Here is a 12,316-nt window from a genome sequence, read left to right on the forward strand (position 1 = left end):
GACTTTTCCTCTCTAAATTCTTTTAGGGGAAAGTCCGGTATATTTTTTAAATTGGGTACAAAAGTAGCATTTACTTAGTTCTACATGTTTTGCGACGGCTTCTAAAGTCAAATCTTTTCCTAAATGGTCATAAATATAGTCAATGGCCTTTCTTATATAAATATTTCGAATAGGATTTTTATTACGTTTAAGTTGCTCAATATATCTTTCAATTATTAGCCTTGCGAGTATTTTATATTCCCAAAATTCTTTATTCCAGTCAAGAATTTTTATAACAGGGGACAGTTCTCTGTTTGAATTATTCTATTGTTATTATACATTAATGGTCAGAGATTTCTTAGAATAGGGTATGATTTGATAATGCAGAAATCCACTCCAAAAAACGTTTAATTTTCGTATTAGTATAATAAATTATAAGTTTAAATAAAAAATAGATAATGGGGAGGGTTTATTTGTGGTAAACAGGGTTCTTAAATTTACTTTATTGCTTTTTGCGGTGATACTGTCAACTATTTTAGTGTGTTATTCAAGTACAACAATAATAAAAGCAAAACTTCAATCCTATAATTATCCCAATATGTACATAAGACATGCAAATTTTGATGCAAGGATAGACGAGAATGTCACGCCGGAAACGGATTCCGAGTGGGAGTTGGTTCCGGGTCTTGCCAATACCGAAGAAGGGTATGTTTCTATTCAATCGGTAAATTATCCGGGATACTACTTAAGACATTCAAATTATGATTTAAGCTTGGAAAAAAACGACGGAACTTCACTTTTCGCGGAGAATGCAACATTTAAAATAGTACCCGGACTTGCGGATTCTTCATATATTTCTTTTCAGTCCTATAATTATCCTACCAGATATATTAGGCATTATAATTATTTATTAAGATTGGATGAAATTGTGACAGTTCTTGACAGACAGGATGCAACTTTTAAAATAATCAGCGATGATACCCAAACACCTACACCAACACCTCCACCGGTACTTATAGGTGATGTAAATGCCGATGGGAAGATTGATTCGACAGACTTTACATTACTCAAAAGGTATTTGCTTAAAAGTATAACGCTTACAGAAGAGAAGATTTTAAATGCGGATACTGACGGAAACGGTGCGGTTAATTCAACAGACTTAAATTATCTGAAAAAATATATACTAAAGATTATATCTGTGTTTCCGGCACAGGGCAATAATTCCCCAAGTCCAACTCCATCAAAAACACCGGCGGCAACCCCAACACCAACACAACCATTGTTTACACCGAGCTTTAAAGATGTATCGGTGCATGACCCTTCGGTGATAAAAACCAATGGAACTTACTATGTTATCGGTTCGCACCTTGCCTTTGCCAAAACCAATGACCTAATCCAATGGCAGCAAATAAACTCCAGTGTCCGTACAGGCAATCCTTTAATACCGAATGTATTTGATGAGTTGAAAGAAGCTTTTGACTGGGCAAAAACCGATACAATGTGGGCTGGGGATATAATTCAGCTTCGGGACGGCAAGTATTACATGTACTATTGTATGTGCAAAGGAGATTCTCCGCTATCTGCTCGGTGTTGCCAGAGCTGATAAAGTGGAAGGCCCTTATAAGAATTTGGGAATTCTATTAAGATCCGGTTCGGGAAGAGGTGAGGACGGAACAAATTATAATGCCACAATACATCCTAATGCAGTTGATCCGCATACCTTCTTCGATAAAAACGGCGATTTGTGGATGGTTTACGGTTCTTATTCCGGCGGCATTTATATTCTGAAGATGGATCCTTCCACAGGTAAGCAATATTCCGGACAAGGATACGGAAAGAAATTGCTGGGTGCAAACCATAGCAGGATTGAGGGCCCATATATCCAATACAGTCCGGATACTGGCTATTATTACCTGTTCTTGAGCTTCGGAGGATTAACTGCCGATGGCGGCTATAATATCAGGGTTGCCAGATCCAAAAATCCTGATGGGCCTTATTATGATGCTGAAGGCAATAATATGATTGATTGCCGCGGCCCGGCAGGATCTTTCTTTGATGATAGAGCTATTGAACCCTATGGTGTTAAGCTAATGGGCAACTTCCGGTTTGTTGACAGCGGTATCGGCTATGTTTCACCGGGGCATAATTCAACATATTATGATGAAGAGTCGAGGAAATATTTTATTATTTTCCACACCCGTTTTCCCGGTCATGGAGAGATGCATCAGGTGAGGGTGCACCAAATGTTTATAAACGAAGATGGTTGGCCTGTAGTAGCACCCCACCGTTATGCGGGGGAAACCAAAAGACGGTATTCTCCTGAGGAAGTCATCGGCACTTATGCTATGTAAATCATGGCAAGGATATATCCGCTAATATAAAAAATTCTGTAAGAATATACCTGAATAATGACGGAACGGTTAGCGGAAGCGGTATAAACGGAAAATGGGAACTAAACGGTGAAAATTATATCAGATTGACTGTTAACGGCACGAATTATACGGGTATTGTACTAAAGCAGTGGGATGCAGGCCTTAAGAAGTATGTTATGACTTTTAGCGCAATATCTAAGAATGGAAATGTTGCAATTTGGGGTAGTCAACTATAGACAGCGAAACTAAAAAATTTTTGATTGTGGTATATGAATTGGTGGTATATAAATATATAGACATGAATATAAGGATGGTTTTATTGATAAAATATATTCGATACGCAATAATAGTAACAATAGATACAGATAAAGGATAACGGGAGGATGAAAGATGAGTAAACTATATGATAACCTAAACGAGCAAATGAATTTTGAACTGGAGTCTGCTTACATATATGCGACTATGTCTGCATATTTGGATGGACTAAACATGAGGGGGATGACACACTTTTTTGATGCGCAGGTAAAAGAGGAAATGGAACATGCAGGGAAAATTAAGAAATTTCTGCAAGATACAGGCTATGGTATAAAATATAGGCCCCTAAATCCTGGAGACGGTAAATTTGATTCTATCGAAGATGCATTCAAAAAAGCTCTTGCCCATGAGAAAACGGTAACTTCCCGTATTAATGATTTGGTAAAGCAAGCAAGGGAAGAAGGAGACCAAAGAGTACTGAATCTCTTGGCTTGGTTTGTGGACGAGCAGATTGAAGAAGAAAATATGTTTGGTGTAATTGTGGAAAGGCTAGAAAGAATTAATGGACAATGGAATGGCTTGTATATTCTTGACAATGAACTCGGTCAAAGGTAAAATAGAAATATAAAAAGATATAGGGCAAAGACGCTGTGGAATAACTGGTGTTCTTTGCCTTTCAAATTTTGAATGGCAGAAAAATCTTTTCACACAAAACACATTCAGGAAATAAAATGCATAGTACAAATACTTTAAAACTATGATATAATATAAGAAAGAATTTTTAAATATTAATTATGAATGTCCACAAATTGAAAAAATTAAAGAATACATTAATAAAATTGCTGAAAGTAATTTTATAATTGTAAAAACGTCAGATTTATTTTATTCTTTAACTAGTTAATTTATCAAAAGGTAATAAAGAAAAAAACGGTCTATACTCTCAAAAACAAAAGCTCTGAGAGAATAAGCTTTGGAATGCTGTGAAAAAATAAAGTCTCGGTCAACGAATGCTGCATATAAAAAAATATATGGAAAATATAGTGATAGTTCTTCTGCCTAAAAGGATGAAGAGACTGAAAATTTCTTTGTATGTAAAACTGGAGAGAGAAAAAAATTTTTGATTTTTCATGATTGATTTACTTGTATGTTCAATTAACTGTTAGATGGGAGAATGTGATGAATAGATTAAACCTAAAAAGTAAACTCGTTATTTTTGCCACAACATTAAAAGAAGTTTTTATATCTTCGCTGCCCCTTGCAGCAATTATGATTATTGTTTGCGGTTTTATTGCGCCCTTAGACAGCGTATCGGATTATATTAAATTATTTGTCGGTTATGCCAGTGTGGTATTTGGTCAGACATTGTTTTTGGACGGATTGAATACTAGTATTCTTCCCATAGGGAAGTTGGTAGGGGGTTCGCTGATAAAGCTTAAGAAATCAATATTTGTTATTTTCTTCGGACTTCTTTTTGGCCTGCTTGCTACTGTTGCTGAGCCTGCGCTGACTGTTTTGGCTAAACAGACAAACATGATTATGCCGATTATCAACGAAACCCTGTTTATCTGGATTATGGGTGCCGGAATTGGTGTAATGGTAGCATTTTCCCTTTTCCGAATTATGAAAGACTTAAACATTAAAATAGTTTTTGCCATATTGTATGTCATTACTTTTATATTGATTATATTTGTTCCGAATGAATTTGTTGCTTTGGCTTTTGATGGCAGCGGTGCGACCACAGGAGATATATCCGTTCCCTTTATTTTGGCTTTGGGTATGGGGGTTTCTGCTACTATGTCAAAACACAAAAGCAATGACGACAGTTTTGGTATTATCGGTCTTGCTCGGTAGGCCCAATTATTTCATTGGCCATCTACGGCATAGTTATTAATTTTCTTCATAATGGTGTACTTCCTCCCGAGCAGGTGTATGCACCGAAACTATGGGAACCATGGGGGAGATAATTTCCGGTAACCTATTGGGAGTTACCTTGCACTTTTGCCTGTTATCATAGTATTTTTACCCTTTCAGTTTTTCTTAATAAAGCAGCCGAAAAAGGAATTTGTAAAAATTTTATTGGGTACTGTTGTTGTGTTTATAGGTTTGTTGATTTTCCTGGCAGGTATTGATTATGGATTTGCATTTGCCGGCAAATATATTGGAGAGGTCTTCTTGGAACCTTCTCGACCTGGCTGGTTTAGGTGGCTGCTTCTTATTGTTGCATTTATTTTGGGTGCCGCCATTACCTTGTCGGAGCCTGCTGTTACGGTGCTGGGAGAACAGTTGGAGGAGATAACCAACGGGCACATTAGAAAGTTTACAATTCGCATGACCCTCGCTATAGGTATTGGTTTTGCCTCTTTGCTCGGGATGTTAAAGATATTGACAGAGATTAATATATTGTGGTTTTTGATACCCCTTTATGCTATTGCCCTTATTATGATGATATTTGCACCGAATCTTTTTGTAGGGCTTGCCTTTGACTCGGGAGGCGTATCCGGCGGAGCTTTAACATCTGCTTTCCTGACACCTCTCACTCTTGGAGTAGCTCAGGCTGTGGCAGCAACATCTTCTTCCGGGGGACAGTCAATTTTAGTTAATGGTTTTGGAATTATTGCATTTATTTCAGTTACCCCATTGATTGCTGTACAATTTTTAGGTATAGTGTATAATATAAATATTAAGAAGGCGGAAAAATCTCTGAAAGATGCAGAATTGAACGATATAAAAGAGTTGGCATCTCTTGCAGGTTTAGTTGAAGAACCGGACGTAGAAGCGCCAAATGTAATAGAACCAAATGTAGAAGAACCAAATATAGAAGAATCAAATATGGAACTTGAAGAGAAAAATATTGCCGAGGACATGGAAGAAATGCAGCTTGAGGTTGAGGCGGAAAAAAGCAGTTCAAAATAGAATATTTTAGAGGAGGAAAATATAGCCTTGGCTGAATATAAATTTGGTGTTGATTTTTTAACCTTAATAGCGGACAGAAAGTATAAAAAGGAAATCTTAAAACTTTTATTTGACTGTAGATGTCATCTGATTGATGTGATCTATGTTAAAGGCACAGTGAAGTCGGAATATTTTAGGGATATGTTGGGACTTGTTCCCGAGGAGAAAAGAGTAATGATTACCGGATTGATTGCAGGTAATTTATCCGGCCAATTGCTTGAGCAATTAGTTACAAAATTGAATTTTGAGAAACCAAATACAGGGATTGCGTTTGTTGTCCCCGTGGATAAGTTATCAGTATAATTGTAGGAGGATTAAAATGGACAATACTAATATGAAAGCATTGTATATTGTTGTTAATGCAGGCTTTGCCGAGCAAGTGGTTGAATATATACGTTCTCAAGGTTCTACCGGAGCCACCATAATTAATGCAAGAGGAGTAAGCGCGCTGCAAAAAGAAATTATGGGAATTAGTGTTGACAGGGAAAAAGAAGTGGTATTGACTATTACCGAAAGCGAAATTGCCGACAAAATTATGGAGGCAATAAAACTAAATACGTCATTTAAAACTGAGGCCCAAGGTATTTGCTTTGCTTTACCGGTGTCAAAGGTGGTTGGTTTGAGAAAAATTTCATCATCAGATTAAATATGCAATATCTGTGCTTTCGAGTGCCGACAGATATCCAACTCCAAGACCTTCGGGTCGGAAGTATTATGCTCGTGAAGGTAGCTCTACCTGTTCATAGAGGCATTTCTCGTATCTTTCTGAAATATTAACGAAATTTAATAATACTTGGAAAATAACGGCAGACCGAGTATTTTTTTAAAGGCTGCCGGATGAGATTTTGCTTTTTAATTGTCAACCTAAAATTCAAACTAGGTTGACAACTGATTTTTGTATGGATATAATGTGAAATGAAGTGTTATAAAGGGGGAATAGGGGCTTTATGGATTTTTATCGGAGATTGAGAATAAATTGGCCAAAGATGAGATGATTACCTTTGAGGAAGCAATGGAGCTTTCAAAAGGGAAGGTTGAAGACCAAAAGTTGTTTTTGCTGGCCGACAAGCTGTGCAAGAAGAATATGGGCTACAAGGTGGACCTTTGCTCGATAATTAATGCAAAATCGGGAGGATGTTCGGAGAACTGCAAATTTTGTGCCCAGTCGGGGCATTTCAATACAGGAGTTAAAATCTATCCATTGATTGACATTGATGATGTCTTAAAAGAGGCAAAGGAAAATGAAAAAGAAGGTGTGCACCGTTTCTCGCTTGTAACTAGCGGAAAAATCGTTTCAGATGAGGAATTTGAAAAGATTCTTAGAATATATTCGGTATTGAGAAAAGAGACAAATTTAAAGCTTTGTGCTTCGTTGGGAAGCCTAAGTTATGAGCGGGCAAAAAGGCTAAAAGAGGCGGGAGTATCCATGTACACCACAATATCGAAACTTGCAGGGAATATTATAGGGAAATCTGTAATACTCATACATACGATGACAGAATAAGTACTATAAAAAATGCGGCAAAGGCAGGGCTTGAGGTTTGCTGTGGCGGAATAATCGGTATGGGGGAGAGCATGGATCAGAGAATTAAGATGGCATTTGAGATAAGGGAGCTTGGTATCAAATCGGTTCCGATCAATGTATTAAACCCCATAAAGGGTACACCTTTGGAGAACGTAAAAAGTCTTTCTCCCAACGAGATACTTAGAACCATAGCCCTTTTCAGGCTGATAATGCCCTATGCCCACATTAGATATGCCGGAGGAAGGATGTGTTTGGGAGAACATCAGTCAAAAGGCTTTAAGGCCGGTGTCAGTGCAATGCTGGTGGGTAACTATCTAACGACGGTGGGCAATAAAATTTCGGATGACCTTGAAATGATTCAAAGCATGGGGCTTGAAGTATGAGCGGTGCTAAAGGAATATACATTATCGGTACAGATACCGATGTGGGCAAGACCGTTGTTTGTGCAGGGCTAATGTATTTATTGAAGTCGAAAGGATATGATCCCTGCTATTTTAAGCCTGTATCCAGCGGCGGCAGGGATACGGAAAATGGCTTTTTCTCTTATGATGCTTCTTTTGTAAAAGCGGTTTCAGGGTTTGATGAAGATGATAACATGATAAATCCTTTTAGATTCAGAATACCGGTTTCACCGCATCTGGCATCGGAGATGGAGGGCTTTGCGGTTGATAAAGAAATTATCCGCGATAGGTACAATAAGCTTATTGAAAAGTACCGGTATATTGTGGTTGAAGGATGCGGCGGGCTTGCTGTGCCTTTGACCAAGGATGGATATTTGCAGTTTCAACTTGTAAAAGAGATGGGGCTTGGTTGTATCCTGATTTCCCGAACCACTCTTGGCACTATAAACCATACCCTGCTTACCGTTTCTTTTGCCCAAAATGCCGGTATTCCAATTAAGGGTATAGTTTTCAGTGGTTTTTCAGGAGATGATGCGGAACGGGACAATATAGAAACAATAAGGCATTTGACCAAAGTGCCGGTGATAGGAGTTATTCCTAAAATAGAAGGAATTAATGTTGAGGATAAGGCTTTGGGAGAACTAAAATCTGTTTTTGAAAAACAATAGATATTGAAGAGTTGTTGGCAAATGTATGATTTTGAGGGTGTTTTGAAAGATATAAAAGACAAGGGACTATACAGGGAACTTCGCAGTGTTGAGGCTTCCCAAGGTACGTATACCGTTATTGACGGAAGAAAAATGCTTATTCTATCCTCAAACAATTATCTGGGATTGTGTGATGATAGTAGGCTTAAAAATGCTGCAATAGAAGCTATTCGTAAATATGGCGTGGGAGCCGGCGGCTCGAGGCTGACTTGCGGAAACTTTGTGCTGCACAGAGAGCTGGAAGAAAGGCTTGCCGGATTTAAGGAAGCGGAAGGCTGTATTGTTTTTGGAAGCGGATATGCTGCAAATATAGGAACAATATCGGGGATTGCGGACAAAAGTTGGGTCATATTCTGCGACCGCCTGAACCATGCCAGCATTGTGGACGGCATTCGCCTAAGCGGTGCAAAGCTTGTGGTGTATAAACACTGCGACATGGAGGACCTTGAAAGCAAGATTGTGCGCTACCATACCGGCAAAAGTCTTATAGTAACGGATGGGGTGTTCAGCATGGACGGGGATATGCGCCGGTAGATAGAATTGTGGAATTGGCGAAAAAATACAATCTCATGACGATGGTGGATGATGCCCATGCCACAGGTGTTTTGGGAGAGAAGGGAAAGGGGACATTGGAGTATTTCGGTGTTAAAGATGATGTTGATATTAACATGGGTACTTTGAGCAAGGCTTTTGGTGTAGAAGGGGGATTTGTCACAGGAAAGAAGAAACTTATTGATTTTCTCCGCCACAAGGCCAAAAGCTTTATTTACTCTACTGCTCCGCCGCCTCATAATATGGCTGCGGCGTTAGAGGCTTTGAATATCATAGAAACGGAGCCGCAGGCAAGAAAAGAATTGGCTGAAAAATCTGTGTGGTTAAGAAACAGGTTGATAGAAAAAGGCTTTAACGTCCCAAAAGGTATGACGCCGATAATACCGCTTATGGTGGGAGATGCGAAAATTGCAGTAGAATTTAGTATGCTGCTTTATAACGAAGGGATATATATTCCGGCTATCAGACCCCCGACAGTCCCCAAAGGAACAAGCAGGCTTAGGATTTCTATAATGGCTTCCCATTCCTATGAAGACATGGAGTTTGCCCTTAAAAATCTTGTACGTTTTGGAAGGGAGCTGGGGATAATAGCATAATGGTGACAGGGGAGGATAATGTTTTGGAAAAACGAAAGCTTGTCATGCTGCCCGGGTGGAGTATGGATTCTTCAGTGTGGAAGCCCGTTGCTCCGGTTTTAAGTGAATATTTTCAGCTTGTTTTCTGTGAATGGCATGACATAAACACCATGGAGGGCTATACCGAAAGGGTATGTAAGTTGATTGAGAAGGAGAAGGGAAATTTGTGCCTTCTGGGATGGTCTTTAGGAAGTTTGCTTGCGGTTGATGCTGCCGTCAGATACAAAGCAAGGGTTGAAAAGCTAGTTCTTGTAGGCGGGACAGCTCGGTTTACAAGGGATAAAGAGACTGGGTACTTTTGCGGCTGGCATAAAAGTGCGGTTAAGAAGATGAAAGAAGCTGTAAAAGTTGACAGGGAAAAAGCGATGGATTCCTTTTATTCTTCTCTTTTTTCTTCGAAGGAGCAGGAAAGCAAGGAATATGTGGCGTTGTTCAAAGCTGATATCGATGCAAATACAGCTTCTTTTAAGGAGCTTGAGGCCGGGCTTGACTACCTTTTGGCTGCTGATATGAGGATGCAGTTGGAAAGTATAAAAGCGGATACGCTTATCATTCATGGCGAAATGGACGCCATATGTTCCAAAGAAGCGGCTTTGTATATGGCGCAGAGGATGAAAGACAAAGCGCAAGTCTTTATCATGGAAGGCATAGGTCACGTCCCTTTTTATTCTCTACCGGAGGAATTTACAAGATTGATTTTGGAATTTATGGAGCAAGGTGATAAAAAGTGATAGATAAAAAGATTCTTCAAATGCATTTTAGCCGTAATGCAAAAAACTATGATTCATACGCGAAAGTTCAAAAGAAGATGGCAGATACTCTGCTGTGTATGCTGGACTTGGATTCAAAAAGCAGATTGGATATTCTGGATGTGGGCTGTGGCACAGGGTATCTTACGAAGCTTTTGCTTGACCGTTGGCCGAATGCCCGGATAACGGCAGTAGATATTGCACCGGGATGATTGAATATGCAAGGGACAGATTTAAGGAGAACAATGTGGAGTTTGCCTGCCTTGATATTGAGGAAGCTGAACTTAACAAAAAATATGACCTCGTAATTTCAAATGCTACCTTTCAATGGTTTAACGACTTGGGAGGTACTGTCAATAAGCTTGTCCAAAGTCTTAAAAATGACGGAGTACTTGCCTTTTCCACTTTTGGGCATATGACTTTTAACGAACTTCATTTTTCATATGAAACTGCCCGCAAAAAACTTAAAATAGGTGAAGAATTTCCGCCAAGCCAAAAATTCTGTAACGCAAAAGAGATACTTAAGATTTGCAGTGAGACATTTGAAGGGCTTGAGAGCTTTGAATTTGATACGGTCAAAAAAGAAAGCCTCGAATATGAGTATTTTTACACGGTAAGAGAATTTTTAGATTCCGTGAAAAAAATCGGAGCGAACAACAGCAACAAAGAAAGAAAGGTAAATACCGCACTTACGAAAGAAATGATACGGGTTTACGAGGAGATGTTTAAAGCAAATGGATTGGTGAGAGCAACCTATCATTGCATCTTCATAACAGCAAGAAAGAAACTTGCGGCAAATACAAGAAGGCTGGTGAATGCAGTTGTATGACTTGCAGAAAAAAGACTTGGAATATATTTGGCACCCTTGTTCGCAGATGAAGGATTATGAAGACTTTCCTCCCATTGTTATTGAGAGGGGAGAGGGACCATACATTTTTGATGTTATGGGCAATCGGTATATTGACGCGGTATCCTCTTGGTGGGTGAATCTTTTCGGACACTGCAACAAAAGAATCAATGATGCAGTCAAAAAACAACTTGACAGCCTTGAACATGTGATATTTGCAAATTTTTCCCACAGGCCTGCCATTGAGTTGGCCGAGAAAATCGTTGAAATTACCCCGCAAGGGCTAAACAAGGTGTTTTTTGCAGATAACGGTTCTTCGGCCGTTGAAATTGCGCTAAAGCTTAGTTTTCAATATCACTTGCAAACCGGAAGCTGTGAAAAGAAAAGATTTGTTGCCCTGTCCGATGCCTATCACGGGGAAACTCTTGGAGCTTTGGCAGTAGGTGGGCTGGACCTGTACAGTAAAATCTACAAGCCTCTGATTATGAGTACTATAAAAGTGTCCGGGCCTGACTGTTACCGGTGCAAATATGGAAAGGAACGCACCTCTTGTGAAGCTGAATGTTTTTGTGAAATGGAAAAGGTATTGGAAGAAAAACACAGGGAAATTTGCGGAGTAATAATTGAGCCGATGGTTCAAGCGGCGGCGGGAATGAAAATATATTCTGCCAAGTATCTCATTAAGCTTAGGGAGGCGTGTTCTTATTACAACATCCACTTGATTGCCGATGAAATCGCAGTAGGATTTGGAAGAACGGGAAAAATGTTTGCCTGTGAGCACGGCGGTATAAGTCCCGATATCATGTGCCTGTCGAAAGGGCTTACCGCAGGCTATATGCCTCTTTCGCTGGTTGTTACCACTCAGAAGATTTACAATGCTTTTTACAGCGATTATATTGAGCTTAAGGCATTTCTACACAGCCACAGTTATACCGGAAATCCTCTGGCTTGTGCCGCAGCCTTGGAATCGCTGAAAATTTTTGAGGATGACGATATTTTAAACACGAACAGGGAAAAATCCGAGTTGTTCAGAATGCTGGCAGAACCCCTTGCCCATAGCCATACCTATGTGGGAGAATTTCGGCAGATAGGATGATTGCCGCACTGGAGCTTGTTGAAAACAAGGCCCAAAAGAAGGGATTTGATTGGAAAAAACGTGTGGGATACAATATTTACAAGCTGGCTTTAAAAAAGGGTTTGCTGCTTCGGCCTTTGGGAAATGTTTTATATTTTATGCCGCCGTATGTTGTCGGTAAAAAGGATATTGAGGACATTGTAAATGGTGCTTTTCATGCGATAAACGAATATTTTGGACTTGAAGTATAAAAAGATGTTCCCATAA

The 12,316-nt window shown here is 39.3% G+C and carries 8 protein-coding genes and 6 pseudogenes; 13 read left to right on the plus strand and 1 reads right to left on the minus strand.

Annotation, left to right across the window (positions count from 1 at the left end):
• Positions 1-12: 12 nt before the first annotated feature.
• Complete coding sequence (locus JCM21531_RS24410) at positions 13-285, minus strand: AraC family transcriptional regulator (protein ID WP_094184766.1); 273 nt, start codon at positions 283-285, stop codon at positions 13-15.
• 232 nt (positions 286-517) lie between these two features.
• On the opposite strand from JCM21531_RS24410, the pseudogene JCM21531_RS25070 reads away from it, so the two are divergent.
• From JCM21531_RS25070 to bioA, 13 genes and pseudogenes are all read left to right on the plus strand, one after another.
• A pseudogene (locus JCM21531_RS25070) lies at positions 518-934 on the plus strand (AbfB domain-containing protein); the annotation flags it as partial.
• Positions 935-988: 54 nt separating this feature from the next.
• Positions 989-2,587 (plus strand): annotated as a pseudogene (locus JCM21531_RS24415) (family 43 glycosylhydrolase); the annotation flags it as partial.
• A 154-nt stretch (positions 2,588-2,741) separates the two neighbouring features.
• Positions 2,742-3,221, plus strand: coding sequence for a ferritin (locus JCM21531_RS08205; RefSeq protein WP_038288973.1), 480 nt, complete (start codon positions 2,742-2,744; stop codon positions 3,219-3,221).
• Between the two features lie 561 nt (positions 3,222-3,782).
• Positions 3,783-4,457, plus strand: coding sequence for a DUF1538 domain-containing protein (locus JCM21531_RS21415; protein WP_243467430.1), 675 nt, complete (start codon positions 3,783-3,785; stop codon positions 4,455-4,457).
• 147 nt (positions 4,458-4,604) lie between these two features.
• Positions 4,605-5,519: a DUF1538 domain-containing protein gene (locus JCM21531_RS21420; RefSeq protein WP_243467431.1), complete on the plus strand. Its 915-nt coding sequence runs from the start codon at positions 4,605-4,607 to the stop codon at positions 5,517-5,519.
• 27 nt (positions 5,520-5,546) lie between these two features.
• On the plus strand, positions 5,547-5,861 hold the full coding sequence (locus tag JCM21531_RS08215; protein WP_038288975.1) for a hypothetical protein: 315 nt from the start codon (positions 5,547-5,549) through the stop codon (positions 5,859-5,861).
• A gap of 16 nt (positions 5,862-5,877) precedes the next feature.
• A complete protein-coding gene (locus tag JCM21531_RS08220; protein ID WP_038288977.1) occupies positions 5,878-6,204 on the plus strand; it encodes a P-II family nitrogen regulator in 327 nt (108 codons plus the stop codon).
• 438 nt (positions 6,205-6,642) lie between these two features.
• Positions 6,643-7,466 (plus strand): annotated as a pseudogene (gene bioB / locus JCM21531_RS08225) (biotin synthase BioB).
• Positions 7,463-8,152 carry a dethiobiotin synthase gene (gene bioD, locus JCM21531_RS08230; protein ID WP_117407241.1) on the plus strand — a complete coding sequence of 230 codons (690 nt, stop codon included), beginning with the start codon at positions 7,463-7,465 and terminating at the stop codon, positions 8,150-8,152. Before bioB ends, bioD begins: the two are co-directional and overlap by 4 nt.
• A gap of 21 nt (positions 8,153-8,173) precedes the next feature.
• Positions 8,174-9,339, plus strand: a pseudogene (bioF, locus tag JCM21531_RS08235) (8-amino-7-oxononanoate synthase).
• 23 nt (positions 9,340-9,362) lie between these two features.
• Positions 9,363-10,109 (plus strand): alpha/beta fold hydrolase, encoded by a 747-nt coding sequence (locus JCM21531_RS08240; protein WP_243467432.1) that lies wholly within the window; start codon positions 9,363-9,365, stop codon positions 10,107-10,109.
• A gap of 98 nt (positions 10,110-10,207) precedes the next feature.
• A pseudogene (locus tag JCM21531_RS08245) lies at positions 10,208-10,956 on the plus strand (methyltransferase domain-containing protein).
• A pseudogene (bioA, locus tag JCM21531_RS08250) lies at positions 10,943-12,300 on the plus strand (adenosylmethionine--8-amino-7-oxononanoate transaminase). The pseudogenes JCM21531_RS08245 and bioA overlap by 14 nt, the downstream one beginning before the upstream one ends.
• Positions 12,301-12,316: the final 16 nt, after the last annotated feature.

It is taken from the genome of Acetivibrio straminisolvens JCM 21531 (assembly GCF_000521465.1).
GTDB classification, from domain to species: Bacteria; Bacillota; Clostridia; order Acetivibrionales; family Acetivibrionaceae; genus Hungateiclostridium; species Hungateiclostridium straminisolvens.